The organism is Micrococcus sp. MS-ASIII-49, from assembly GCF_000946635.1.
In the GTDB taxonomy this organism is placed as follows: domain Bacteria; phylum Actinomycetota; class Actinomycetes; order Actinomycetales; family Micrococcaceae; genus Micrococcus; species Micrococcus luteus.
This window is the reverse complement of the sequence record NZ_JXSP01000114.1, coordinates 1-23,874: the sequence shown is the minus strand read 5'-3', so window position 1 is coordinate 23,874 and position 23,874 is coordinate 1. Positions and strand designations below refer to the sequence as shown.

Below are 23,874 nucleotides of genomic sequence, written 5' to 3'. Positions count from 1 at the left end.
ACTCATGACAGAGACGCCCCTGACCCCCGAGGCCAGCGTGATCGTCCCCAGCCGAGGCGGCGCCCAGCGGCTGCCGCGCCTGATCGGCGCCCTCGCCGCGCAGGAGGACGCCCCGCCGTTCGAGGTCCACGTGGTCGTGGACGGGGATGTGGACGGGTCGGAAGCGGTGCTCGCCCAGTTGGCCGCAGAGCATCCGGGCCTGGGCCTGAGCTGGACCGTCTTCCGGGAGAACCGCGGACGGGTCGCTGCGCTCAACGCCGGTGCCGACGCGACGTCCGGCCGCATCCTCATCCGCGCGGACGACGATCTCGAGCCCGGACCGCACTACATCCGGGACCACGTGGCCGCGCACGCGGGCGGGCATGGCGGCGTGATCGGATTGACGGCCAATGTCCTCCCGGACTCCGCCTATCAGCGCGTCTACGGTGACGCCCAGGACGAAGCGCACCGTCGCCATGCCTATGCCCTTCCGGCAGAGCAGCAGTGGCGGCACTGGGCGGGCAACGTGTCCGTGCCCCGCACCCTCCATGCGGAGCTCGGCGGCTACGACCCGGACTACCGCCGCTATGGCTGGGAGGACGTGGACTTCGGCTACCGCCTCCACGTCGCCGGGTATCCGGTGGAGATCCGGCCGGAGCTGGAGACCCGTCACCACGCGGCGGCGGTCACCACCTACACCAAGGCGCGCCGGGCTCTGCATTCCGGGTCCGCCCGGCAGATCTTCATCGCCAAGCACGGGGCGGACGCACTCGGCGGGGACCGCGCCCCGGGCGGGCCGTGGGGCGCCGCCGTGCGGGCGGTGGCTGCTCTGAGCACGGAGCGCACGATCCAGTACAGCTCTGCCGTCGTCGAGCGTGCCGCTGTCGTGTTGCCAGCCCCGGTCGCACGAAAACTGATCGCCTTGCAGGTCGAAGCCGCCGCGGAGACTGGACGCACCCGGCCGGGGCGTGCCCGCCGACAGTTCTGAGGGGATCACCATGACCGACATGACACGCGGCCGTATCGCCATCGCCCACGACTACCTCACCCAGAAGGGCGGGGCGGAGCGGGTGGTGCTCGCCCTGCACCGGATGTGGCCGGACGCGCCCATCTACACGACGTTCTACGACGCCGAAGGCACGTTCCCCGAGTTCAAGGACGCGCACATCATCACCTCGCCCCTGAACCGGGTGGGGCTGCTGCGGAAGGACCCGCGGAGAGCACTGCCGCTGCTGCCCCTGGCCTCCTCGCTGATGCACGTGAAGGAGCCGGTTGCCGTCGTCTCGACGTCCGGCTGGGCGCACGGATTCCGCTACGACGGCGCCACGCTCGTCTACTGCCACACGCCGGCGCGCTGGGTGTACCTGCTGGACGACTACCTGGGCGAGGGCGGCCGGGACAGCATCAAGGGCCGGATCGCCCGCGTGCTGCGCCCGGGTCTGCGCAGGTGGGACCGCGCGGCCGTCCGGCGTCGATCACGCTATGTGGCCAACTCCACGGTGGTGAAGGAGCGGATCGAAGAGGTCTACGGGCTCGACGGCGTGGACCTGGTGTTCCCGCCGCACTCCGTGAGCACGGATGGCCCGCAGGAGCCGATCCCCGGCGCCGAGCGGCTGGCGGAGGACGGTTTCCTGCTCTCGGTCGCGCGGCTCATGCCGTACAAGCACGTGGATGTGGCCATCGAGGCTGCGGCCCGCGCGGGGCGGCCGCTCGTGGTGATCGGCAAGGGCCCGGAGGAGGCCCGGCTGCGCGCGATGGCGGGGGAGGACGTGGTGTTCGGCCAGGACCTCACCGACGCGCAGCTGCGCTGGGCGTACGCGCACGCGACGGCACTGATCGCCGCGAGCCACGAGGACTTCGGCATCACGCCGCTCGAGGCGAGCGCGTGGGGCGTGCCCACCGTGGCGCTGCGCGCCGGCGGCTACCTGGACACCATCGTGGACGGCGTCAACGGGGTGTTCGTGGAGGAGCCGACGGTGGATGCGGTGGCCGGCGGGGTGGAACGTCTGCTGGCGCATGACTGGGACCGGGCGGCGATGCAGGCGCATGCCGAGCGGTTCTCGGAGGACGCGTTCGGGCGGCGGATCCGTGCGTTGGTCGGGGAACTGCCCGCTGGGCCCGGACATTGAGGCAGGCGATAGCGAGATGTTCGCAGTGATCGACAGGATTTGAAAGGCAGGACGCATGGACCTTCTCCACTCCGCTCGTCGGCTCAAACACCGTCTCTGGCTGGCGCAGAAGCACGGAGCACATGTGGTGGCGGAGGGGAGGGACCTCATCTACCGGATGCACTCGACGGTGTCCCCTGCCCGCTACGACGCCGCACGATATGAGCTGGACTTCACGGCCCTCACGAGTCGCAACACGTCCTGGAAGTCCGACCGGCCGATTCCCCGTGTGGTGTGGTGCGTCTGGTCAGGGACGAATGCCATGTCCGTCAATCGCGCCGCCTGCCTGCGGTCCATCCACGAGGTCCAGCACGATCTGGACGTCCGGCTGGTCACTCCCGGCACCTTGCACGAGGTGGTGGTGGACGGTCACCCGCTCCATCCGTCCTATGAGCACCTGTCGGATGTCCATCGCTCGGATTACCTCCACGCATATCTGATGCACCATCATGGCGGCGCGTTCACGGATATCAAGAAGCATCACCACGCGTGGGCACCGCTCATCGAGGAGATGCAGGAGGACGTGGACGCGTGGGTCACCGGATATCGCGTGCCACGGTCCTCCGAAGCGGCGTACTTTCACGGCCCGCTTGGAAGGGATGTCCGCAAGAACTTCAGTCTCCTCCTCGGATTCAGCGGCAAGATCGTTCGACCGGGAAGCCCGCTGACGTCGGAGTGGCTGGCCGAGGTGGAGCGCCGACTCGACTACTACGGTTCGTTGCTGGCGGAGGTGCCGGGCAACGTCTACGGAGACAATCCTGGGTATCCGGTGCCCTGGACGCGCATCGGATCACAGGTGTTCGAACCCCTCACCCTTAAATATCGCGAGCACATCCGGATCGATCCGCGGCTGAAGCCCCAACTGTGGGGGCATCGGTGACCGCAGTGACCGGCAGACACTCGCGCCGAATCCCCTGAGCTCCTCTGACCCTCCTTGTCACGGAAGGGCAGATCGGGCGGCCGCCAGGGTGGACTCGGCCACGCTCACCGCCCGGACTCCAGCAGCTCCAGGAGGTACCGCCCGTACCCCGACTTCACGAGCGGCTCGGCGCGCTCGCGCAGCTCGTCCTCGGTGAGCAGGCCCTGGCGCCAGGCGACCTCCTCGGGGGAACCGACCTTGAGGCCCTGGCGGGACTCGATGGTGCGGATGAAATTGGAGGCGTCGTTCAGGTCGTGGAACGTGCCGGTGTCCAGCCATGCCGTACCGCGTGGGAGGACTTCGACGTTGAGGCTGCCGCGTTCGAGATAGGTGCGGTTCACGTCGGTGATCTCGAGTTCACCGCGCGCCGAGGGCTTGAGGCTCTTCGCAATCTCGACGACGTCGTTGTTGTAGAAGTAGAGGCCTGGCACCGCATAGTTGCTCTTGGGTTCCTCAGGCTTCTCCTCAAGTGAGACGGCCTTGCCGGCGTCGTCGAACTCCACCACGCCGTAGGCGCTGGGGTCCGCCACCCAATAGCCGAACACGGTGGCTCCGTCGACCTGGGTGTGACGGCGCAGCTGCTGGCCCATGCCGGGGCCGTAGAAGATGTTGTCCCCCAGGACGAGCGCGACATGCTCGTCGCCGATGTGGTCCTCCCCGAGGATGAACGCCTGTGCCAGGCCGTCGGGGGAGGGCTGCTGGACGTAGCTGAGCGAGATCCCGAACTGGGAGCCGTCGCCCAGGAGCCGCTGGAACTGCTGCGCGTCGTGCGGGGTGGTGATCACCAGGATGTCGCTGATGCCCGCCAAGATCAGCGTGGACAGCGGGTAGTAGATCATCGGCTTGTCGTAGACGGGCACGAGCTGTTTCGAGATGCCATGGGTGATGGGGTGCAGTCGGGAGCCGGTGCCGCCGGCGAGGATGATGCCCTTCATGGGCCCGAGTCTACGGGGCCTCTTACCCTCCGTTCAGGCCCCGGCGATGGCTAGACTCGCCCACAAAGGACGTCCGCGCTGTGCGACGTCTGGGGGTTCGGGCTGAATTCCCCCCTGACGCGGACAGGAGTCTCATGATCGAAGGGTCGTCGTCATCCCAGGCATTGCGGATGGGCTCGGTGCTCCCGTATCCCATCGCGAGACACGGCGGGGACTTCGCCTTAGAGACGCGCGCGTTCGAAGCGCTCGACGCCATGGGCAGGCTCTGGAACGGAGAGTTCCTCGTCTTCTCCCCGGGCCTGACCGATCTGGCGGAACGTCCCCGCACCGGTTACCTGAGGCCGCCGTCGGAGCTGCCGTTCAGGGTCGTGGAGGTCCGGCCGGACCTGGCCGACCTGCGGGACCACCCCGTCGACCTCGTAACAGGCCTGCTCGTCCCCACGTCGGCGCCCATCCTTGACATCGGTGCTCCCGCGATCCTGACGACAGAGCTCACCTACCGGACTCGGCTGGACATCCACCGAGCGGAGGCGACCGCGCGGGTCCTTCCTCGCATGGCGCTCGGACTGGCGCGCACCGAACTCCGATTCCGCTCCATGGTGCGGCGGGCCGCCGCGGTGGAGTGTAACGGGCCGGCAGCGACGCGGACCTACGCGCGGCTCGCCCGCCGGTCGATGTCCTATCGTGACCACCGGTTGCACCGCGCTGATGTGGCGGCGGCGGCCCGTGTCCCGGTCTGGGACGGAACTCGGCCCCTGCACGTGGGGTTCTCTGGGCGGCATGAAGCCGTCAAAGGTCCCCAGTTCGTGGTGGAGGTGGCCCGCCGGGCCTACCACGCGGGCCTGCCGGTCACGTTCTCCATCTTCGGGCGAGGGCCCCTGGAGCAGGAGCTCCGCGCCGCGGCCCCGCCCACGGTCCGTTTCCGAGGGTTCCGCGACTTCCGCACCGAGTGGGTCGCGGACGTTCAGAACGAGATCGACGTTATGATGCTGCCCCACATGCAGGGCGACCCCTCGTGCACCTACAGCGAGTCTCTGGGCTCTGGGGCACCGGTGCTCGGCTTCCACAACGAGACCCTCACCCCCCTCGTCAAAGAGCACGGGGTCGGCTGGGCTGTTCGCCGGGGGGATACGGACGCGCTCTACGACCGGCTGACCCGCCTGCTCAAGCACCCCGATGAAGTGGACGCCGCCCGGAAGGCGGGGCTGGCCCTCGTGGGCTCCGAACCCTTCGAAGACCTCATGGAGCGCCGTGCCGCGTTCTTCCGGGCCGTCGCCCTCGAGGAGGAGTCGGTGTGAGTGCTGCCAGTGAGGGGAGGCCCGTGGTCTCCGTCATCACCCCCGCCTTCAACGCGGAACGGGTGCTCGGTCTCCAGCTCGACTCCCTGGCTGATCAGGGCGGTGCCCCGGCCTACGAGGTGTTGGTGGTGGACAACAACTCTACGGACGGCACCGCGGATCTGGTGCGAGACCGCACCTCCGCGTTCCCCGTTCCGCTGCGCCTGATCCGTGCTGCCGAACACCAGGGGCCTGGATACGCACGGAACGTCGGCGTCGCTCGCGCGCGAGCGGACCTGCTCCTGTTCGCTGACGCGGACGACGTGGTCTCCCGTTGGTGGGTGCGCAACGGGGCGCGGGCCTTCGAGTCGTCCGATTTCTGGTCCGGCGGGGCCGTGCTCATGACCGATGAGCAGATGGCCCAGGACCTCGCCGGGATCCGAGCGGCCCTGGGCGATGTGGACGAGTGGACGGGGGTCGAGTCGGGTGACTTGACGAACGCCTTCCCGGTCGTCATGGGCGGCGATTTCGGCATGACGCGGGCGGCGTACGAGCGCGTCGGGGGCTTCGACGTGACACTGGGCACGGTCTACGAGGACAACGACCTGGGCGCCCGGGCCCAGCTGGCCGGCCTGACCGTGGACAGCGCTCCGGCGGTGCGCATCGCCTACCGCGGCAAGTGGGAGGTGGGATTCCGCGCCCGGCTGGCTCGCCGCTCCGCCCGAGCCCACGCCCTCGTCGCCGCGCGCTACGGCCTGCGCTCCCGTTCGCCCTATCCCAGCCCCTGGCGAGAGATGCCGCGCGCCGTGGGCAGCGCTGCCCTCATGACGCTAGGCCGCAAGGACCCGGACTGGGCCGGTGTGTGGATCCGGACCAACACCGCAGCCGGCCACGCGCTTGGCCGCCTGCAGACACGGCTCCCCTGGGCAGTGGCGCCGGCCACGGTCGGCGTCGGCCTGGACGCCGGTCCCGAGGTGGAGGAGACGTGCGCATGAAGGTCCCCGGGGGCGCCACCGCGCGGCGCGCCGCGCTGCTGTTCTCTCGTTCCGAGCTGGTGCCCAACCGGCTTCGGCCCGCTCGGCTGGACCGGTTCGGGCTGCGGGCCCCGCAGGGAGTCTGGATCTCCGCGAATGTCCGCATCCTGGACCCGACGCTCCTGACCCTGGGGGAGGGCGTCTACCTCAACCGGGAGGTGTACATCGACAACGGGCCGGTCACCCTGGGACGCAACGTGTATGTGGGCCCGCGTGCCATGATCATCACGGCCAAGCACTCCCTCGGCGGGCCCGAGCTCCGGGCCGGCGACGGCGGGCCTGAACCCGTGGTCATCGGGGACGGCACATGGATTGGCGCGGGGGCGATCATCCTGCCCGGGCTCACCGTGGGTGCCGAGTGTATCGTCGCCGCTGGCGCCGTTGTGACGAAGGACTGCACCCCGAACGGCCTCTACGCCGGCGTGCCGGCCCGCCGCATCCGGGACCTGGACGAGGCAGGCGCGGCATGACCGCGGTGGCCGAACATCCCGCCGAGCCGCTAGTCAGCGTCCTCATTCCGGCCAAGGACGTCGCTCAGTGGATCCCCGAACAGCTCGCCGCCCTGGACGACCAGGTGGACGCCCCGCCCTTCGAGGTCGTCATCGCCGACAACGGCAGCACTGACGGCACACCGCAGGCAGCGCTGGCCGGCGCGCACGCCTTCACCGTGCGGGTTGTCGACGCCTCGGGACCGGTGAGCGCGTCCCACGGGCGCAACATGGCGGCTCGGGCAGCGCGGGGGAGGATCCTGCTCTTCTGCGACGCTGATGACCTCGTGGGCCCCGCGTGGGTGCGATCCCTCACCGACGCCGTCGTGGACGATCCCTCTCGAATCGCCACCGGTGCACTCCACCACGGGCGCTTCAACTCGCCCGACGTCCTCGCCGCCTATCGGATCGGACCGGACCCCGAGGTCGACGAGCTCGCCCGCCCGACGGCGGTGAAAGAGAACCCCGGCGGGTTCGCTGGCCATCTTCCGACAGTGGCCGGGGGCAACTTCGCGATCCACCGATCGGCGTACCTCGCCCTCGGGGGGATGGACGTCGCGTATCCGGGCGGCGCGGAGGAGACGGACTTCGCCTGGCGGGCCCAGCGGGCCGGGATGAAGGTGGTGAGTGTGCCCCAGGCAGTCGTCCACTATCGGCTCAAGTCCGAACCACGAAGCCTGTTCCGGCAGCAGCGCATCCAGCAGCGCGGTCGCATCTACCTGTGGACCCGCTATCGCGACAGCTCGATGCAAGGGCCCAGTCTGAAGGGGGCCGCATTTGAGGTGGTGCGAGGCGCGGCCGCCTTCCCGGCATCGCGGCGTGACGAGGGGGCCCAGCTCGCCTGGTCCGCCCGTGTGGGTGCTCATGTCGGCGCCCTCGAGGGGATGGTGCGATACCGCTGGGCACCGTCGGGCCGGAGGACACGACTGCTCCGTCGGGGGCGCGGCCGGGGCACCACATGACCTGGGTGGTGACCGGCGGAGCCGGGTACATCGGCGCCCACGTGGTGCGCGCCCTGCAGGGGGCGGGCATGGACGTGGCCGTCGTCGACGACCTCTCGACCGGGTTCGCGGACTTCGTGCCCGCCGACGTGCCCCTGCTCCGGGCCGACGTCGGCGACGTCGGGCAGGTGGCGGCGTTCCTGACGCGCGTGGGCGCCGCCGGCGTTGTGCACGTGGCCGGGTACAAGTTCGCGGGCGAGTCCGTCCGCGAGCCGCTGCACACCTACCGCGTGAACGTGCGCGGCACCCTGGGCGTGCTCGAGGCGATGGAGCGGGCCGGGGTCTCCGCCGTCGTCTTCTCCTCCTCGGCGGCCGTGTACGGCACCCCGGACGTGGAGCGCGTCACGGAGGCGACGGCGACCGCCCCGGAGTCCCCCTACGGGGAGAGCAAGCTGATCGGGGAGTGGCTGCTCGCGGACCAGGGCCGGGCCACGGGGCTCCGGCACACGAGCCTGCGCTACTTCAACGTGGTCGGCTCCGCGGATCCGGCGCTGTCCGACACGAGCCCCCACAACCTCTTCCCCCTCGTGTTCCGCGCCCTGGACCGCGGCGAGCGCCCGCGCCTGCTCGGCGCCGACCACCCCACGCCGGACGGCACGTGCGTCCGGGACTACGTCCATGTGGCCGACGTCGCCCGGGCCCATGTGGCCGCCGCCCGGGCGCTCGCGGAGGGCCGGGCCCTGGCCCCGGTCTACAACCTCGGCTCCGGGGCGGGCACCTCGGTCCGGCAGATCATGGAGGCCGTCGGCCGGGTCACCGGGCGCGACGTCGACCCGGTCGTGGAGCCGCGCCGTCCCGGGGACCCCGCGCGCATCGTGGCGGACGGCTCCCTCGCCGCGCGCGATCTCGGGTGGGAGAACCGCCACACGGTGGAGGACATGGTCCGCTCCGCGTGGGAGGCCCGGCGGCCGCCCGAGACGCGCTGAGGCTCAGACTTCGTCCCAGCGGGTCGGGGCGTCCGAGCGCAGTGGGCGCAGCGTCCCGCGCGGGTACCAGGCCGCGTCCGTGAGCGGCTGACCGGCCAGGAGGGCCTCCCACGCGGCGCGCAGGGCGTCGTCGTCGAGGGCCCCGAGCCGGCGCCAGTGGTACGCCTTGTCCTCGGGGGTGTCGGCGAGCGCGATCGCCTGCGCGCCGGTGCGGCTCTTGCGGGCGAACTGCTCGAAGGAGCGCCACGGCAGGTGCAGGATCCGCAGGCTCTCCGCGCGGACGCCCGGACGCAGGACCTCATGGTTGCCCATCTCGACGACGGCCCCGGGGCGCGGGCGGAACGCGACCTTGACGTTGAAGTGTGCGGTCGTGTCCAGCAACGGGCCGGAACCGTCCGCCGCCGGGAACGCGTTGTGCATGACGGCGCGCAGCACGGGTGCGTCGGCGGCGGCCAGGGCCTCGGCGAGCGTGCCCTCGGCGCCGAACCAGAGCTCGTCCGCATCGAACGGGACCACCCACGTGGCGCCGGCGGCCGATGCCAGGTCGGCCAGCCGGGTCATCTTGGCGGACTGCACGTAGGCCGGCTCCCGGTCCGCGCCGACGACGAGCCCCGGGATCTCCCCGGCCAGCCGACGCAGGATGTCCGGCGTCGCGTCCTTCGACCCGTTGTCCACGACGACGATGTGCGGGATCCCCTGGTCCGCGAGGTGGCGCACGGAGCGCTCGATCACGTCCGCCTCGTCGCGGACCATCGCGACGGCGCACGGGCCGGACATCGCCGGCAGCTCCGGCAGGTCGAACCCGGCCGAGGCGAGGGCGTACTCGCGGGCGAACCGCTCCGAGCCGCGGACGGCGGCGGCCTGCCGGACCACCTCCCGGGCCCGGCGGAGGAGGAACAGGCGGTGCTTGGCCTGGCGGGCGAGGTCGAGGGGGGAGGGCATCGGGTCTCCTGTCGGGTGCGGCGGGGAGGGCGGTGTTGGGGCGGGCCGGAGGGTCAGACGGGTGCGGCGTTCAGCCCAGGGCGGCCAGCTCCGCGTCGAGGGTCGGGGGGAGGGGCCAACCCATCGCGGTGCAGAGCCGCTGCAGGCGCAGCCGCCAGTCCAGCTCCCGGCGGGCCCGGCGCCGCTGCTCGGCGGCCCGCTCCGGCGTCCAGGCGGCGGCGGCCTCTGCGAGCACGGGCCAGGCGTCGGCGCGGGAGTCGGGCGAGACCTCGAGCGTGGCCTCCGGCCATAGGAGCGTGGCCGCGGACCGCGGGGCGACGCCGGCCACACGGCATCCCGCCGCGAGGGCGTCCGTCCACCGGCCCGTGAGGTAGTCGCGGGTCGGGTGCGTGTACGGCGCAGGGCTGACGAGGTTGGAGAACGCGAGCACGAGGCGCGCCTGCGCCAGCGCGGTGCGGACGGCCTCCTGGTTCTGCAGCGGATCGGGCGCCGACGGCGGCCGGCCCCGGAACACGAGGCCGTGGTCCTGCGCCTCGCGGGCGGTGCGGGCGTCGTCGTCCCAGGCTTCCGGCTGGCGGCCCAGACGCAGCAGGTCGACCGGGCGGGGGCCGTCGTCGGCGGCGACGGCGAGGGTGTCCGAACCCCACGGCAGTGCGTCCACGGGGCGGCCGGTCAGCGCGCTCCACTCATCGACGAGGTCCGGGTCCGTCACGAACAGTCGGTCGAAGTGGGGCCGGTGCCGGGCGATCCCGGCGATCCGGTCGGTCCAGAACGAGTCGACGATCCAGGCCGCCGTGGACTCGTGCCCGGGCCACCACAGGTCCCGGCGCGCGGCCAGGGCGAGGGCGGCGGGGTTGCCGGCGAGCACCAGGAGGCGGCGCCCGCGGGCCCGCCGGCCGCGCGGCAGGAGCACGGACGCGCGCTGGGCCCACGAGGCGGCGCCGCGGTCCTCGACCTCGACGAGTCGACCCTCGAGCAGCCGGGCGGCCAGGCGCGCGAGGACGTCGACGGGACCCCAGCCGCTGCCGCCGGGACGGACGTAGAGGACGTCGATGGTCATACGACCAGCCTAGGCGTCGCGCGATCAAGTCGGGGGCGAGGTCCTCGCCAGTACGCTGGGATCGGGTACGTCTGTTGTGGCGGCGGAATTGAGGAGGCCACCGATGCGAAGCCTGATGAGGATGAGGACGCCCCGAGACATTGCTGCCGGAGTGCTGGCCATGGTGCGCCGCACCGACCCTCCAGTGATCTGGGGGGCAGAGCCGATGAACGGTGGCAATTTCCTCTACCTGTGGGCCACGGCCTGGGCGCGCCGCCGGGAAACGGGACGTCCGTGGCTGGTGCGCTACAAGCCCAAGATGGAGCCGTGGTTGACAGAGTTCCCCGCCCTCAGGGATCTCACGGTGCGGGAAGACGATGTGTCCTTCCGGCAAGAGCGAACGGTCGAGTGGGGCCAGCAGACCTACCAGGACTGGTTCTTTCGTGACCTCCTGGACTTCACGCGCGAGAGGTTGTTGACGAGCAACGGATTTCAGGCGCGTCTGAAGCAGGTAGACCGCGGGGCAGTCGTGGTGAACGTGCGTCGGGGGGACTACTACTCCGATCCGGTCCACCGCGCCAACTTCGGGTTCGACATCGCCGGGTACGTCCGGGCCGCTGTGGCGAGGATTCCTCGAGACGAGGTAGGTCGAATCATTCTCGTCTCCGATGATGTCGGCTGGTGCCGCGAGAACCTCGGCTTCCTCTCGGCCTGGGGGGACGTGGGGACGATTCCGGGCGAACACGACATGTTCAATGACCTGGCGCAGCTCGCCGGCGGTCGGCACCTGGTCCTGGCGAACTCGACGTTCTCCTACTGGGGTGGATACCTGGCGAGTGCAATGCCTCCGAGCGACCGCCCGCAGAGCGTCCAGGCACCCCTGCACTTCAACCGGCTGTACGCGCGAGGTGAGTCTCCCTTGCTGCTCCCGCAATGGCAGGCGATCCCCGATGACGCGTTCATCTGACGTCGTCCAGCACGGGCTCGGTGCTGTTCCCCGTTCCCGCCCACGGTGGGGTGGAGTTGGCGCGGCGGACAGGACTGTCCCCGCACCATGACTTAGGTTGGACCCATGCGTGCTGTAGGTGCCGTCAAGGCGTCCATTCTCCGAACCGTCCGACGGGGCGCGCCCGTCTCGTGGGCTCCCGAGTGGATGGGGCTGGGGAATCTCCTCTACCAGGGGCTCTGGGCGTATGAGGGGGCCTCTCTGGGGGAGCCCCGGTTCGTCTTGCTTCCCGAAAACAGGGTGGGCGTGATCGAGCTGTTCCCACGTCTCCGCGAGAAGAGATTCCTGCGGCGGTCTCACGTGCCCTTCACTTCACAGCGGGTGCGCCCGTGGGAAAACGAGGAGCGATCCACCGGTCGCTTTGCGCCACCCCTGCTTGAAGATTTCATTCGCGATGATCTCCTCCCAGGATCTGCAGTTTCCCCGGCCACGGATTCTTACGACGATGCGATCGTCGTCAATGTTCGGCGAGGCGACTACTACAGCGTCGACAGGCATCGGGCTCAATTTGGCATGGACCAGAAGAAGTACCTGCGTTCGGCTCTCGCAGAAGCCGTGCGCACGCAGGGGTCCGTGGGTCGCATCGTCGTCATCTCGGATGGCCTCGACTGGTGTCGCGACCACGTGAATGATCTTCTCTCCGAGTTCGCACCGGTGGAGTATGAAGACGGCGACATCGCGCATGACCTCAAGGCGATCATCCACGCGAAGCGACTCATCATCACCAATTCCACTTTCTCGTATTGGGGCGGCTACATCGGCGACGTCCTCAATCCAGGACGACAGGTGATCGCTCCGTGGTTCTTCTCGCGTACCGAGAACGGTGGTCGCTCTCATCTTCTGGCTCCCAGCTGGACTGTCATCGAAGGTGACTTCTAGGCGATGCGTGAGGCCGCGGAAGAGTGGCTTCTCCCGATACCCTGACCTCATGAGCCGCATATCCTCCCGTCGCGTCATCTCACTTGCCGGATCGCCCCGTCGTGAGGTCTTCTTCAGGCAAGAGGCCGCCCGCGGGTTCGAAGTCTTTGACGCCTTCGATGGGCGTTCAGGCGCTGGACGGGACAGGTTCGATGCAGAGTACTTCCAGCGTCGGTACGGCCGTCCCCCCGAGGGAGGTGAGATTGGATGCGCGCTGTCCCATGCCGCACTTTGGGCAGAGTTCGGCTACGCGGCGGGAGATGACGATGACTTGATGCTCGTCGCGGAGGACGATGCGGTCTTCTCTTCCGCATTCCCCGGTGTCGTCCGCAGAGTTGCACGACGAGTAGTGGACTTCGCCGTCCTTGCGCAGCCCGGAGAGGATCCCAGAGACAATCCGTTCTGGTCGCTCGAGGGCGTGTCAACTTGTCTGTGTAAGCGGGGTGGTCACAGGTAGGGGTTGATCCGGTCGGGGTAGGCCGCGGCGAGCTGGGCGAGGGCCTGCTTCCAGTTCGTGACGGCCTGACCTTCGACGAGCCGGCCCTGGGCTTTGCGCTGGCCGGCGGGTTTGCCCCGGTCCCGAGCGCGTTCGGCGGCGCGTTTGTCTTCGATGTTGCAGATCGCCAGCCAGAGCAGCTTCACCGCCGCCTCGGTCGAGGGGAAGTGGCCGCGGTTCTTGGTCACCTTCCGTAGCTGGAAGTTCAGCGACTCGATGCTGTTGGTCGTGTAGATGACCTTGCGGAGCATGGGTGGGAACTGCAGGAACGGGATGAACCGCTCCCAGGAGTTCGCCCAGGTCGCGGCTGCAGACGGGTACTTCGTGCCGAGCTCGGAGGCCTCGAACTCGGCCAGCGCCTTCCTCGCGGTCTCTTCGTTGGGGGCGGTGTAGATCGGCTTCAGCGCGGCGGCGACCTTCTTGCGGTCCTGGTAGGCCACGAACCGCATCGCGGCCCGGATCAGGTGAACCACGCAGGTCTGGACCATCGAGTCCGGCCACGTCGCCTCGACCGCCTCCGGCAGGCCCTTGAGCCCGTCGCAGCACACGATCAGCACGTCCTGCACGCCCCGGTTGGCGAGATCGGCGCAGACGTGGGCCCAGAACGCCGAGCCCTCGGTGTCCTGGACCCAGATCCCCAGCACGTGCTTGATGCCCTCGAGGTCCACGCCGACGGCGATGTAGGCGGCACGGTTGAGGACCTGGCTGTTCTCTCGGATCTTGATCCGGATTGCGTCGAGATAGATCACCGGATAGAACTCCTCCAGCGGCCGCGACTGCCACGCCAGGACCTCTTCGCTCACGGCGTCGGTGATGTTGGAGATCGTCTCGTGCGACAGGTCCGTGCCGATCGTGGAGGCCAGGTGGTGCTGGATGTCCCGGATCGTCATTCCGCCGGCATAGAGGCTGATGATCATGTCATCCAGGCCCCCGAGGCGCCGCTGGCCCTTGGGCACCAGGCGCGGGGTGAACGACCCGCCCCGGTCTCGCGGGACGTCCAGCTCGATCGGCCCGACCTCGGACTCCACGGTCTTCGGGGTGGTCCCGTTGCGGGAGTTGGCGTGCTTCAGCGCCTCGCTCGAGCCCTTCTCGTAGCCCAGATGGCTGGTCAGCTCGGCCTGCAGGCCCCGCTCGAGCGCGGCCTTGACCAGCGCGGGCACGAACCCGCCGTCACCGGTGAGCTCGACGCCGCCCGCGTCGATCTGCGCGAACAGGGCATCAAGCTGCCCTGAGGCTTTCAGCTGCTCGACCAGGTCCTGGCCCGAGGGCTCGCCTGGGTTCTTCTCGTCGATCATGGTCATGATTCTTACCGTTCCTCTCGGTACGGCTTACACAGACCATCTGACACGCCCTCGCTCGACAGGGATCTGATCCACCTCTCCCTGTTTGCTAGGCCTGTCGGCTGGCCATGGCGATGGTCCCATCGGCTTGGTGCGTATGAAGGACCACTTTGCTGCGCTGGCCTCTACCTCGTCTCACGCCGAACGGCCCGGCGGCTCGTGGAAGCCATCCCCGCTGAAGGGCAGGGATGGCCAGCGGACGACTACGCGGAGTGGGAAGAACGCGCTGGCCTGGCAGTTCATCTCCTCCGCCCAACCATTGCCGGATGGCTGGGGGGCTCGGAGATCAATCCAGTCGATCGCCCCCACTTCCACCAGACGCACTACGTTGCTAGCCAGTGGGGTCGACAGGCTTGGATCCGCCGTGTGTCGCGTGTAAGGGCAGGGGCTCGTGTTGCCCGTCATCGGCTTCGTAGCCGGCGATCCGGCGTAACGCCTAGGTTCGCGGAGGGTCAGCGGTAGTCGGAGGTAACCACGCGCAGGGTGCGGTCCACCTCCACATGGTTCAGATATTTGAGCTGCAGCGGCTGATAGACGTCGGCCCCAATGCCGATCCAGGTGATCGGATAGCCGCCCTCTCTGCCATAGGGATCGCGGGCCGGATGTGACCGTAGATCGCGATGGTAGTAGTCAAGGCGACGCTCGACCTCGTTCAGCCATTCGGCAGTGAACGGGGTGCGTGGCCGGCAAGCCATCGCTTGAATCCCCACGAGGACGGATCGATGCGTGCGAGTGTCGTCGCCCAGAGGCCCATGCAAATTGCCGACAAGTCGGTGATCGGGGTCGGGCGCGCCAACAACCCAGAGGTGTTTGTCCTCCTGGAGGCGCTGCAGCGGTTGAATCAAAGACCCATTCCCCGGGGGCTTAAGGTCTGTATACGCGCCTCCATGATGGTGAAGGACATACGCGCGAAGGTAGTCCGAGCGGTGCACGAAAGACAGCAGGTCATACGCGGGGTGCAGAGGGTGGCCGGGAACAGTGATCGACGGCAGGATGTCGTCTGTCACCAGACGGAACCCCGCCTCGCCGTAGGCTGCTTCGAGGGCCTGGACAGATCTCGCCCTGTTGGGGGTAAGGGCGTTGGGGCCTGTCCAGAAGCACCACACCGTGGACGGAGCTTCAGCCCCTTCGAGAACTTGGCCGTCACGGGGCTCCCGATGTAGGAAGTGGTCGAAGGGCGGAAATCCGTTGCGGTCCTCATATCGCCGAGCGTCATACCGGTAGGGGCGTAACCGAGGGCGAAGGTGTGACCACGCATCGCCACCGGCGCGCCGAGCGCGACGGGTCATGATGGCCATATGGTGCTTGATGCGGCGTGCTCCGCAGGCCGGGGCAGAGATGAGGCGCATGAAGGCATGCTAGCTGTAGGAGGGCGTGACGTTGTTGACTCGCGCCGGGGGGGCAAGGAAATGGGAGCGTGATTCTCGTAGCCTGAGACCCATGCGCATCCTCGTCACCGGCGGCGCCGGGTTCATCGGATCGAACTTCGTCCACCACGTCGTCCGCGAGACCGGGCACGACGTCGTCGTCCTGGACAAGCTGACCTACGCCGGCAACCGGGAGAACCTCGCCGGCCTGCCGGAGGACCGCGTCACTCTCGAGGTCGGGGACATCTGCGACGCGGCCCTGGTGGACCGCCTGGTCGCCGAGTCGGACGCCGTCGTGCACTACGCGGCGGAGTCCCACAACGACAATTCGCTGAACGATCCCTCGCCGTTCATCCAGACGAACATCGTCGGGACCTTCGTCCTCCTGGAGGCGGTCCGCAAGCACGGCAAGCGCTTCCACCACGTGTCCACGGACGAGGTCTACGGCGACCTCGAGCTGGACGATCCGGCGAAGTTCACCGAGACCACCCCATACAACCCCTCCAGCCCGTACTCGGCCTCGAAGGCCGGCTCGGACCACCTGGTGCGCGCGTGGGTCCGCTCCTTCGGCGTGCAGGCCACGCTGAGCAACTGCTCCAACAACTACGGCCCGTACCAGCACATCGAGAAGTTCATCCCGCGCCAGATCACCAACCTGATCGACGGCGTCCGCCCCCGCCTCTACGGCCAGGGCGTCAACGTCCGGGACTGGATCCACACGGAGGACCACTCCTCGGCCGTGCTGCGCATCCTCGAACGCGGCGAGATCGGCCGCACGTACCTGATCGGTTCGGACGGCGAGAGGAACAACAGGGAGATCGTGGAGATCCTCCTCGAGCTCTTCGACCGCCCCGCGGACGACTACGACCTCGTCGCCGACCGCCCGGGCCACGACCTGCGCTACGCGATCGACAACACCGCCCTGCGCACCGAGCTCGGCTGGGAGCCGCAGTTCACGGACATCCGCGCCGGTCTGGCGGACACGGTCCGCTGGTACCGCGAGAACGAGACCTGGTGGCGCCCGGCCAAGGCCGCCGTCGAGGCCAGGTACCGCACCCAGGGCCAGTGAGGGGGCACCGCTGATGCGCATCACCGAGACCGCCATCCCCGGCCTGCTCGTCCTCGACCTCGACGTCCACGGGGACAACCGCGGCTGGTTCAAGGAGAACTGGCAGCGGGAGAAGATCCGCGCCCTCGCCGCCGAGCACCCCCGCCTCGCCTCGCTCGCCCCGGTGCAGAACAACATCTCCTTCAACGACGCCGTCGGCACCACCCGCGGCATCCACGCCGAACCGTGGGACAAGTACGTGGCCGTCGCCCACGGCCGGATCTTCGGTGCCTGGGTGGACCTGCGCGAAGGGCCGTCCTTCGGCGCCGTCGCCACCGTGGAGCTCGGCCCGGAGAAGGCCGTCTTCGTGCCGCGCGGGGTGGGCAACTCCTACCAGACGCTCGAGCCGGACACCGCCTACACCTACCTGGTGAACGACCACTGGTCCGCCGACGCGCAGGGCCAGTACACGTTCCTCAACCTCGCGGACCCGACGGCGGCCATCGCCTGGCCCATCGCGCTCGAGGACGCCGAGCTCTCGGACAAGGACCGCGCCCACCCGCTGCTCGACGACGTCGTCCCGATGCCGCCGGCTCCGATCCTGGTGCTGGGCGCGGGCGGCCAGCTCGGGCGCGCCCTGGTGGCCCGGGCCGAGGCCGCCGGTATCCCGGTGGAGGCCCACGGCCGGGACACGTGGGACATGGCCGATCCGGCGTCGTGGCCGCGGGAGCACTTCCGCGGCCTGCGCGCCGTGGTCAACGCGTCCGCCATGACCGCGGTGGACACCGCCGAGACGACCGAGGGCCGGGCCCAGGCCTGGGCCGTCAACGCGACCGCCGTCGCCGAGCTCGCCCGCCGCTGCACCGAGGCCGGCGTCCCCCTGGCGCACGTGTCCACGGACTACGTGTTCGACGGCGCCCTCCCCGTGGGGCAGGAGCACCCGGTGGACCACCCGCTCGCGCCGCTGGGCGTCTACGGCCAGTCGAAGGCCGCCGGCGAGGCCGCGGTGGGCACCGTGCCGCGGCACTGGATCGTGCGCACCTCCTGGGTGATCGGGGAGGGGAAGAACTTCGTGTCCACGATGGCCTCGCTCGCCGAGCGCGGGATCGACCCGGCCGTCGTCGCCGACCAGCACGGCCGCCTCACCTTCGCCGACGACCTCGCCGACGCCCTGCTGCACCTGGTCACCACGGACGCGCCCACGGGCACGTTCCACATGACCAACAGCGGCGACGTGGTCACCTGGCACGACGTCGCCCGGTGGGTCTTCGAGGACACCGGTCACGACGCCGCGCGCGTCTCCGCCACGACCACCGCCGCGTACCTGGCCGGCAAGGAGGGCGTGGCCCCGCGGCCGACCAACAGCGCCCTCGACCTCGGGCCCCTGGCCGCCGTCGGCTACACCGCCCCGGACCAGCGCGAACGCCTGCGAGACCATCTGACGGAGTTCAAGGCTGGCACCTGCTGATACTCTTCCCTTGGATGTGTCTGCACAGCGGAAATACATCAGGCACACGTAGTCCTCCTGAATCAGGCACGCGTAGTCCTCCTGGAAGGTCCCGTTATGAACGCTCACTCTGCTTCCACCACCGAGTCAGGCCCGAGCCGACGCGCCGTCGCCACCGGTCTGGCCTGGTCTGTCCCCGCCGTCGCCATGGTCTCGGCGGCACCGTCCTTCGCCGTCTCGCTGCGCAAGGATCCCGGCATCAACGGCTGGGTGCTGAACTCGCCGACTAATCGGGGCAATTGCCGCTATGATCTCGAGGTGAACTCGGCGCCGTCCAACCCGCGCCCCACTCCCGATGGCGCGCCCTGGGGGCTCTACCTCTACGACGTCTCCAAGGACGCCAGCTACAGCAACGCCAAGCTCGTCTACTGGGTGCGCGGCACTCATACTGCGACACAGAACCCGATCACATGGCAGGCGGCCGCCGGGCATTCAACGAAGTGGTCAGGCCCCGTGCTGGGTGCCCCGCAGGTCAAGGCCGACGGGTTCGTGTACACCCCCTACACCTGGACGTACACCGGCACCATCGACCCGGCAAACGTCGCGAGTGACGGGCGGCTGTACCTCGAGACCTTCCATGTGAAGGCCGTCAACTTCTCCATGTGGGAGAATGGCCGTTGCCTGCCCCTGGACTACTGGACGTACCGGGAGATCACTGTGGACCCGGACGGGCCCACCGGGCCGCAGCAGCCGATGACACTCAGCTTCGAACGCCGCAACGGGCCGAGCGGACCCTACGTTCCCGGCGCTCAGGGGCGCATGGCGGTCACGCCGGACGCCGAAGCCACAGCAAATCTGCAGCAGCTGAGCAGCTGAACCGGGCCACCCGCCCCCGTCGTGCGGGTGGTGTCCTGTCGGGGTTGCCCAGGCGAGGGAGCGCGCGCTCCGTGATCGACGGGGCCGCAGCCAGCACTGGCCGGCTCGCACAGACGTAGTGGGGCCCCGCACCGGAAGGTGCGGGGCCCCAGCGTGTGGAGGGGACTGGCGTCAGCCCTTCTTCGCCCGTGCGGCCCGACGGGACTTCTTTCCGCCCTTGCCGGTTCCCTGCAGGTACTTGTCATGGGACTTGTGGTACGTGCTCTCGTACCCGTAGCCGTAGGAGTAGCCGCCGCCGCGCTGGGAGCGCGCGACGCCGTTCATGACCACGCCCAGCAGATGCGCGTCCACCGCGGCGAGATTCTCCACAGCCGCCTCCAGGTGGTCCTTGCGGGTCCGCCCCTGACGCACCACGAGCACAGTCCCGTCCACGGCCGTGGCCAGGAGGGAGCCGTCCGTGACGGGCAGCAGGGGAGGGGAGTCGACGATGACGAAGAAGTCCTCCGATGCCAGCTTCAGCAGGGCCCGCATGCGCTTCGAGCCCAGCAGCTCCGACGGGTTCGGGGGCGTCCGGCCGGCGGGAAGCAGCGTGAGGTTCGGGATGCCGGTCGCCGCGAGGGCGTCGTCCGGCTGCACCTCACCGGCCAGCACCTCGGACAGGCCCACGTCGCCCGCCACCTGGAAGAGGTCGTGCTGCCGGGGCCGCCGCAGGTCGGCGTCCACCACGAGCACCCGTTCGCCGGCCAGGGCCAGGGCGCGGGCCAGGTTCGATGCGACGGTCGACTTGCCCTCGGAGGGGTCCGCGCTCGTGAACGAGACGACGCGGGGCGGCTCGTCGACGGAGACGAACTTGAGATTGGTGCGCAGCGCCCGGATGGCCTCGCCGGCCCGGGGGTCGAGGTCCACGGCCTCCTCGCCCGTGCGGGTCAGGGACGCGTTCTCCGGGACGGCCCCGATGACGCCGGCGCCGGTGATCTCCTTCACGTCGGCGCGGCTGCGCACCTTCACGTCCAGGAGACGACGGAGCACGGCGATGGCGAGTCCCGCACCCAGTCCGGCCACCGCGCCCAAGAGGACGTTGCGCCGGGTGTCAGGGCTCACGGGGGCAGAGGGCACGCGGGCATCGGACAGCGGCACGACCTCCAGCGGGCTGTTCTTGTCCACGTCCGCCGCCACGTCCGCCGTCGCCTGCAGTGCACTGTTCGCCAGCTGCGCGGCGGTCTCGGGATCGGTCGAGGTGGCGGTCACCTTGATCATGCTGGACTCGGGGACGAGCACCGCGGAGAGCGAGCCGTCGCCGTCCTGCCCCGTGTCCTGTGCCACGCGTTCACGCACGGCCTCGCTGTTGATCAGGGCGACGTAGGCCTGAGCCCGGCTCTCGGCGGGCAGGTTGCTGGTGATGAGGCTCTGATCTGCAGCCCGGGCGGCGAGGAACCCCTGAGATTCGGATGCGTAGATCCGGGGCTGCAGTGCGGAGTAGCCCCAACCCAACAGACCCCCCACAAGGGCTGCTGCCAGGAGCAGCAGGAGGTTGGCGCGCAGGAGGCGGAAGAAGTCGACGATCGTCACGGAGCACCTCGGGGGTCATGGACGGGGATGCGCGGGCCGTTGTGGCCAGGAAACGCACAGGTCCACGGTACCAACACCCACCGTGCGCTCTGAGGCCCCGAGGACGAGGCCCGCCACCGCGCTACGCTGAGCCGAGTATTGCCCGGCGTCCACGAAAGGTTCCGCACCATGCGCCCGAGCACGCCCCGTGACCGGACGGCTGCCCGCGCCATGGGGGCCGTCGCGCCACCCGAGGCCCGGCCTGCCAGGCGTCACGCCTCACTCGGCCTCGTCCCGGACGGTCAGGCCGCGTGGACCCGCTCCCCGTGGAACCCCTTGGTCACGCCGGCCTCACCGCGGCTGTTCGAGGCCGTGCTGGCCATCGGCCTGGTGATGGATGCGTTCACCGCTCCCGGCCTGCCGATCCCGTTCGCGGAGTTCTCCGCCATCCTTCTGCTGCTCCTCGCCTCATTCCGGCAGCCCCGCCGGGACCTCTCCCACTACGGCGTGCTGGCCCTCGTCGCACTGGCCCTGGTGGCGTATCTCGTCGCGGTGACCGTGCACAACGACCTCGACCCCACGCGTCGCGCCACGAGGATCACGCTCCTGATCCTGCTGATCTACGCCATCGCCAGCGAGAGGATCGACATCAAGGGCGTCCTCTACGGGATGACGGCCGGCGCACTGATCAACGTGCCCCTCTTCTACGCGGGCCTGGCCCCGGACACCTACGGCGGCTACCTCACCGGGTTCCTGGGGGACAAGAACGTCTCCGGCCTCTTCTACGCGCTCCTGCCCGTGCTGCTCGTGGCCACCATGCAGCGCATGGGCCCCAAGCTCCTCGTGCTGGGCGCCGGCTCCGCCCTGACGTTCCTCACCGGCTCGCGGACCTCGATGGCCGGTCTGCTCTGCGCCGTCGTGTGGATCCTCGTGAGCCCCTACCTGGGGCGGGTCCTCCGTATCGCACTCGCGGTCGTCATGGGCTGGTTCGTCAGCTGGGCCGAGGAGAACCTGGCCGACCTCGGCATCTTCGGAGACCGCACCGGCACGGACTGGTTCCGGGCCGAGATCCAGCAGGCGTCCGCGGAGAAGGTGGCCGACACCTCGTTCTTCGGCCAGGGGCTCTCCACCGCCGTCGTCGATCTGGACAACGTGACCATGTTCTTCCACAACTCCTATCTGGGGCTGCTGGTGGAGGGCGGCTGGCCGTTCCTGATCGTGGTGGTGGGCGCCTACCTGTGGCTGTGCCTGCGGCCCTTCGCCCGGACGCACCGATCGCCGTCGCGGGTGGCCGTCGAGGCCGCCGCGGTCATCATCCTGGTCACCTCCCTTCAGCTCGGTGAGGTGTTCATCACGATCTTCGGCGCCATCGTGCTCGGCTGCGGCCTGCTGCTGAGCGCCCAGGAGGACGACGAATCCCACGGCGTGTCTGCGGGTGAGCGGGCTCACCGCCGCAAGCTGGACCGCATCGTGGAGCGGTCCCGGCGTGCAGGCGTCTGAGCCGGCCCGCCGGCGTCGGTGCTATCCTGTCCAGGTTGCCCAGGCGAGGGAGCGCGCGCTCCGTGATCGACGAGGCCGCCGCCGCGTGTCAGCATGCTGGCCCGCTGCGGCACTGAAGCCCCCTCCTGGCCGCATCCCGCGCCGCCCCCGGCTGCGCGGCCGAGACCCCCACAGGAGGACGCATCATGTCTGACCAGCTCAAGATCAAGGTCACCCGCCGCACCGACTTCGGCAAGGGTGCCGCCCGCCAGGCCCGCCGTGCCGGCCTGATCCCCGCCGTCGTCTACGGCCACGGCCAGGATCCCGTGCACCTGCTGCTGCCGGCCCAGGAGACCACCCTGGCCGTCCGCAACCCCAACGCCCTGCTCACCGTCGTGAACGAGGCCGGCGAGGAGCACCTGGTCCTGCCCAAGGACATCCAGCGCCACGCCATCAAGGACACCGTGGAGCACCTGGACCTCATCGAGGTCCGCCGCGGCGAGAAGGTCATCGTCGAGGTCACCGTGCATGTCGAGGGCGAGGTCGCCCCCGGCAACGACTACGTGCTGGACTACGTCACCGTGCCGGTCGAGGCCGACGCCACCGACCTGCCCGAGGCCGTCACCATCTCCGTCGAGGGCCGCGAGGCCGGCGACCACGTGTACGCCCCGGACGTGCAGGTCCCCGCCGGCACCACCCTGCAGCTCGAGGACGACATCGTCATCGCCACCGTCTCGGAGGTCGTCGAGCAGGACCTCGGCGACGAGTCCGTGCAGGAGGAGCAGGCCGCCGAGTCCGCCGAGGGCGAGTCCGAGGGCTCCGAGGACTGATCACGCCATGACGACGGGGACCACGCTCATCGTCGGGCTCGGCAATCCCGGGCCCGAGTACGAGCGCACCCGTCACAACGTCGGCCAGATGGTGGCGGATGAGCTCGCCTCCCGCATGGGGGTCGGGTTCACCCGCCACCGGGCCGGCGCCGTGGTGGCCACGGGTCGCCTCGGCATCGGGGGACCGCGCGTCGTGCTCGCGAAGTCCACCGGCTACATGAACGTCTCCGGACGCCCCGTCTCCGCGCTGGCGTCCTTCTACGGGATCGGCCCCGAGGACCTCGTGGTGGTCCATGACGAGCTGGACATCCCGTTCGACACCCTGCGCCTCAAGCGCGGCGGGGGAGAGGGCGGCCACAACGGCCTGAAGTCCATCACCGCCTCGCTCGGCACCAAGGACTACGCCCGCGTGCGCGTCGGCATCGGCCGACCCCCGGGCCGCATGGACGTGGCCGACTTCGTGCTGCGCCCCTTCACCAAGCCCGAGCAGGACGTCCTGCCCCTGCACGTGGACCGCGCGGCGGACGCCGTCGAGAAGCTCGTCACGGACGGGCTCGCGCCCGCCCAGCAGGCGTTCCACTGAGCCTCCCGCCCCGGGCGGACGTCCTCGACGGGGGTGCAGCCCCACGCTCAGGGGGTCGGGGTCACGGCGCGGGCCAGAGCGTCCGCGATGGTCTCCAGGGCGGGATCCATGATCTGGATCATCTCCGCGTACCCCTCCACCGGCCCGCGGAACGGGTCCACGACGTCGAGGGGCTGGGCGGTCGACCGCGCGAGGGCCCGGTGGCGGGCCGCCTCCGCCGCGAACGCA

At 69.7% G+C, this 23,874-nt stretch carries 23 protein-coding genes and 1 pseudogene; 17 read left to right on the top strand and 7 right to left on the bottom strand.

All coding sequences use genetic code 11. The annotated features are described in order from the left end of the window. Positions 1-4: 4 nt before the first annotated feature. Genes SJ20_RS08360 through SJ20_RS08350 form a run of 3 tightly spaced genes read left to right on the top strand, consistent with a single transcriptional unit; the run spans position 5 to position 3,027 of the window. Positions 5-967, top strand: a complete 963-nt coding sequence (locus SJ20_RS08360) for a glycosyltransferase family 2 protein (protein WP_044659576.1) — start codon at positions 5-7, stop codon at positions 965-967. 10 nt (positions 968-977) lie between these two features. Beyond that, the gene (locus SJ20_RS08355) at positions 978-2,108 is read left to right on the top strand and encodes a glycosyltransferase (protein WP_044659575.1); all 1,131 of its coding nucleotides are present in this window, start codon (positions 978-980) and stop codon (positions 2,106-2,108) included. 55 nt (positions 2,109-2,163) lie between these two features. Beyond that, positions 2,164-3,027: a hypothetical protein gene (locus SJ20_RS08350; RefSeq protein WP_044659574.1), complete on the top strand. Its 864-nt coding sequence runs from the start codon at positions 2,164-2,166 to the stop codon at positions 3,025-3,027. A gap of 104 nt (positions 3,028-3,131) precedes the next feature. Here SJ20_RS08350 and rfbA read toward each other — a convergent pair whose 3' ends face one another. Further along, positions 3,132-4,001, bottom strand: a complete 870-nt coding sequence (rfbA, locus tag SJ20_RS08345; RefSeq protein WP_044659573.1) for a glucose-1-phosphate thymidylyltransferase RfbA — start codon at positions 3,999-4,001, stop codon at positions 3,132-3,134. Positions 4,002-4,180: 179 nt separating this feature from the next. Between rfbA and SJ20_RS08340 the strand changes: the two genes are divergently transcribed. The 5 genes from SJ20_RS08340 to galE are packed head-to-tail and all read left to right on the top strand — an operon-like array spanning position 4,181 to position 8,727. Further along, positions 4,181-5,299 (top strand): glycosyltransferase, encoded by a 1,119-nt coding sequence (locus SJ20_RS08340; protein ID WP_165577059.1) that lies wholly within the window; start codon positions 4,181-4,183, stop codon positions 5,297-5,299. Between the two features lie 23 nt (positions 5,300-5,322). Beyond that, on the top strand, positions 5,323-6,273 hold the full coding sequence (locus SJ20_RS11605; protein ID WP_052833448.1) for a glycosyltransferase family A protein: 951 nt from the start codon (positions 5,323-5,325) through the stop codon (positions 6,271-6,273). Then, the gene (locus SJ20_RS08330; RefSeq protein WP_044659571.1) at positions 6,270-6,782 is read left to right on the top strand and encodes a DapH/DapD/GlmU-related protein; all 513 of its coding nucleotides are present in this window, start codon (positions 6,270-6,272) and stop codon (positions 6,780-6,782) included. The genes SJ20_RS11605 and SJ20_RS08330 overlap by 4 nt, the downstream gene beginning before the upstream one ends. Further along, a complete protein-coding gene (locus SJ20_RS08325; RefSeq protein ID WP_052833447.1) occupies positions 6,779-7,762 on the top strand; it encodes a glycosyltransferase family 2 protein in 984 nt (327 codons plus the stop codon). The genes SJ20_RS08330 and SJ20_RS08325 overlap by 4 nt, the downstream gene beginning before the upstream one ends. Then, the gene (gene galE / locus SJ20_RS08320; protein WP_044659570.1) at positions 7,759-8,727 is read left to right on the top strand and encodes a UDP-glucose 4-epimerase GalE; all 969 of its coding nucleotides are present in this window, start codon (positions 7,759-7,761) and stop codon (positions 8,725-8,727) included. The genes SJ20_RS08325 and galE overlap by 4 nt, the downstream gene beginning before the upstream one ends. Before the next feature lie 3 nt (positions 8,728-8,730). Here galE and SJ20_RS08315 read toward each other — a convergent pair whose 3' ends face one another. After that, the gene (locus tag SJ20_RS08315; protein WP_044659569.1) at positions 8,731-9,669 is read right to left on the bottom strand and encodes a glycosyltransferase family 2 protein; all 939 of its coding nucleotides are present in this window, start codon (positions 9,667-9,669) and stop codon (positions 8,731-8,733) included. Between the two features lie 70 nt (positions 9,670-9,739). After that, positions 9,740-10,729, bottom strand: a complete 990-nt coding sequence (locus SJ20_RS08310; protein WP_044659568.1) for a hypothetical protein — start codon at positions 10,727-10,729, stop codon at positions 9,740-9,742. Positions 10,730-10,889: 160 nt separating this feature from the next. Here SJ20_RS08310 and SJ20_RS08305 point away from each other — a divergent pair, with 160 nt between their 5' ends. The 3 genes from SJ20_RS08305 to SJ20_RS11760 all read left to right on the top strand — a co-directional run bounded on the left by SJ20_RS08305 (position 10,890) and on the right by SJ20_RS11760 (position 13,089). After that, the gene (locus tag SJ20_RS08305) at positions 10,890-11,675 is read left to right on the top strand and encodes an alpha-1,2-fucosyltransferase (RefSeq protein ID WP_165577058.1); all 786 of its coding nucleotides are present in this window, start codon (positions 10,890-10,892) and stop codon (positions 11,673-11,675) included. 285 nt (positions 11,676-11,960) lie between these two features. Continuing rightward, positions 11,961-12,593 (top strand): alpha-1,2-fucosyltransferase, encoded by a 633-nt coding sequence (locus SJ20_RS11600; RefSeq protein WP_165577057.1) that lies wholly within the window; start codon positions 11,961-11,963, stop codon positions 12,591-12,593. A 49-nt stretch (positions 12,594-12,642) separates the two neighbouring features. Continuing rightward, a complete protein-coding gene (locus SJ20_RS11760; RefSeq protein WP_131661477.1) occupies positions 12,643-13,089 on the top strand; it encodes a glycosyltransferase family 25 protein in 447 nt (148 codons plus the stop codon). Here SJ20_RS11760 and SJ20_RS08295 read toward each other — a convergent pair. Both SJ20_RS08295 and SJ20_RS12025 read right to left on the bottom strand, forming a co-directional pair. Beyond that, a complete protein-coding gene (locus SJ20_RS08295; RefSeq protein ID WP_044658726.1) occupies positions 13,080-14,423 on the bottom strand; it encodes an IS256-like element ISMlu11 family transposase in 1,344 nt (447 codons plus the stop codon). The genes SJ20_RS11760 and SJ20_RS08295 overlap by 10 nt on opposite strands. 497 nt (positions 14,424-14,920) lie before the next feature. Next, on the bottom strand, positions 14,921-15,475 hold the full coding sequence (locus tag SJ20_RS12025) for a glycosyltransferase (protein ID WP_052833444.1): 555 nt from the start codon (positions 15,473-15,475) through the stop codon (positions 14,921-14,923). A gap of 433 nt (positions 15,476-15,908) precedes the next feature. On the opposite strand from SJ20_RS12025, the gene rfbB reads away from it, so the two are divergent. The 3 genes from rfbB (at position 15,909) to SJ20_RS08275 (ending at position 19,206) form a co-directional block, all read left to right on the top strand. Then, positions 15,909-16,904, top strand: a complete 996-nt coding sequence (gene rfbB, locus SJ20_RS08285; RefSeq protein WP_044659567.1) for a dTDP-glucose 4,6-dehydratase — start codon at positions 15,909-15,911, stop codon at positions 16,902-16,904. Positions 16,905-16,917: 13 nt separating this feature from the next. Next, positions 16,918-18,351, top strand: coding sequence for a sugar nucleotide-binding protein (locus SJ20_RS08280; RefSeq protein ID WP_044659566.1), 1,434 nt, complete (start codon positions 16,918-16,920; stop codon positions 18,349-18,351). A gap of 96 nt (positions 18,352-18,447) precedes the next feature. Continuing rightward, entirely contained in the window at positions 18,448-19,206 is a 759-nt protein-coding gene (locus SJ20_RS08275; protein ID WP_131661474.1) for a hypothetical protein, read from the top strand. A gap of 171 nt (positions 19,207-19,377) precedes the next feature. Here the strand turns inward: SJ20_RS08275 and SJ20_RS08270 are convergent, their stop codons facing one another. Continuing rightward, on the bottom strand, positions 19,378-20,775 hold the full coding sequence (locus SJ20_RS08270) for a polysaccharide biosynthesis tyrosine autokinase (RefSeq protein WP_020626568.1): 1,398 nt from the start codon (positions 20,773-20,775) through the stop codon (positions 19,378-19,380). A gap of 168 nt (positions 20,776-20,943) precedes the next feature. Between SJ20_RS08270 and SJ20_RS08265 the strand changes: the two genes are divergently transcribed. The 3 genes from SJ20_RS08265 to pth all read left to right on the top strand — a co-directional run bounded on the left by SJ20_RS08265 (position 20,944) and on the right by pth (position 23,646). Continuing rightward, the gene (locus SJ20_RS08265; RefSeq protein ID WP_231119446.1) at positions 20,944-22,254 is read left to right on the top strand and encodes an O-antigen ligase; all 1,311 of its coding nucleotides are present in this window, start codon (positions 20,944-20,946) and stop codon (positions 22,252-22,254) included. A gap of 185 nt (positions 22,255-22,439) precedes the next feature. Continuing rightward, positions 22,440-23,063 (top strand): 50S ribosomal protein L25/general stress protein Ctc, encoded by a 624-nt coding sequence (locus SJ20_RS08260; RefSeq protein WP_044659564.1) that lies wholly within the window; start codon positions 22,440-22,442, stop codon positions 23,061-23,063. Between the two features lie 7 nt (positions 23,064-23,070). Next, positions 23,071-23,646 carry an aminoacyl-tRNA hydrolase gene (pth, locus tag SJ20_RS08255; protein ID WP_044659563.1) on the top strand — a complete coding sequence of 192 codons (576 nt, stop codon included), beginning with the start codon at positions 23,071-23,073 and terminating at the stop codon, positions 23,644-23,646. Positions 23,647-23,693: 47 nt separating this feature from the next. Here the strand turns inward: pth and SJ20_RS08250 are convergent. Next, positions 23,694-23,874: pseudogene (locus tag SJ20_RS08250) on the bottom strand (phosphotyrosine protein phosphatase); the annotation flags it as partial.

Bases quoted from the DNA above. Each gene is read 5' to 3' on its own strand.
- SJ20_RS08360 (WP_044659576.1), top strand. From the start codon at position 5: ATGACAGAGACGCCCCTGACCCCCGAGGCCAGCGTGATCGTCCCCAGC.
- SJ20_RS08355 (WP_044659575.1), top strand. From the start codon at position 978: ATGACCGACATGACACGCGGCCGTATCGCCATCGCCCACGACTACCTC.
- SJ20_RS08350 (WP_044659574.1), top strand. From the start codon at position 2,164: ATGGACCTTCTCCACTCCGCTCGTCGGCTCAAACACCGTCTCTGGCTG.
- rfbA (WP_044659573.1), bottom strand. From the start codon at position 4,001: ATGAAGGGCATCATCCTCGCCGGCGGCACCGGCTCCCGACTGCACCCC.
- SJ20_RS08330 (WP_044659571.1), top strand. From the start codon at position 6,270: ATGAAGGTCCCCGGGGGCGCCACCGCGCGGCGCGCCGCGCTGCTGTTC.
- SJ20_RS08325 (WP_052833447.1), top strand. From the start codon at position 6,779: ATGACCGCGGTGGCCGAACATCCCGCCGAGCCGCTAGTCAGCGTCCTC.
- galE (WP_044659570.1), top strand. From the start codon at position 7,759: ATGACCTGGGTGGTGACCGGCGGAGCCGGGTACATCGGCGCCCACGTG.
- SJ20_RS08315 (WP_044659569.1), bottom strand. From the start codon at position 9,669: ATGCCCTCCCCCCTCGACCTCGCCCGCCAGGCCAAGCACCGCCTGTTC.
- SJ20_RS08310 (WP_044659568.1), bottom strand. From the start codon at position 10,729: ATGACCATCGACGTCCTCTACGTCCGTCCCGGCGGCAGCGGCTGGGGT.
- SJ20_RS08305 (WP_165577058.1), top strand. From the start codon at position 10,890: ATGGTGCGCCGCACCGACCCTCCAGTGATCTGGGGGGCAGAGCCGATG.
- SJ20_RS11760 (WP_131661477.1), top strand. From the start codon at position 12,643: ATGAGCCGCATATCCTCCCGTCGCGTCATCTCACTTGCCGGATCGCCC.
- SJ20_RS08295 (WP_044658726.1), bottom strand. From the start codon at position 14,423: ATGATCGACGAGAAGAACCCAGGCGAGCCCTCGGGCCAGGACCTGGTC.
- rfbB (WP_044659567.1), top strand. From the start codon at position 15,909: ATGCGCATCCTCGTCACCGGCGGCGCCGGGTTCATCGGATCGAACTTC.
- SJ20_RS08280 (WP_044659566.1), top strand. From the start codon at position 16,918: ATGCGCATCACCGAGACCGCCATCCCCGGCCTGCTCGTCCTCGACCTC.
- SJ20_RS08275 (WP_131661474.1), top strand. From the start codon at position 18,448: ATGAACGCTCACTCTGCTTCCACCACCGAGTCAGGCCCGAGCCGACGC.
- SJ20_RS08265 (WP_231119446.1), top strand. From the start codon at position 20,944: ATGCGCCCGAGCACGCCCCGTGACCGGACGGCTGCCCGCGCCATGGGG.
- SJ20_RS08260 (WP_044659564.1), top strand. From the start codon at position 22,440: ATGTCTGACCAGCTCAAGATCAAGGTCACCCGCCGCACCGACTTCGGC.
- pth (WP_044659563.1), top strand. From the start codon at position 23,071: ATGACGACGGGGACCACGCTCATCGTCGGGCTCGGCAATCCCGGGCCC.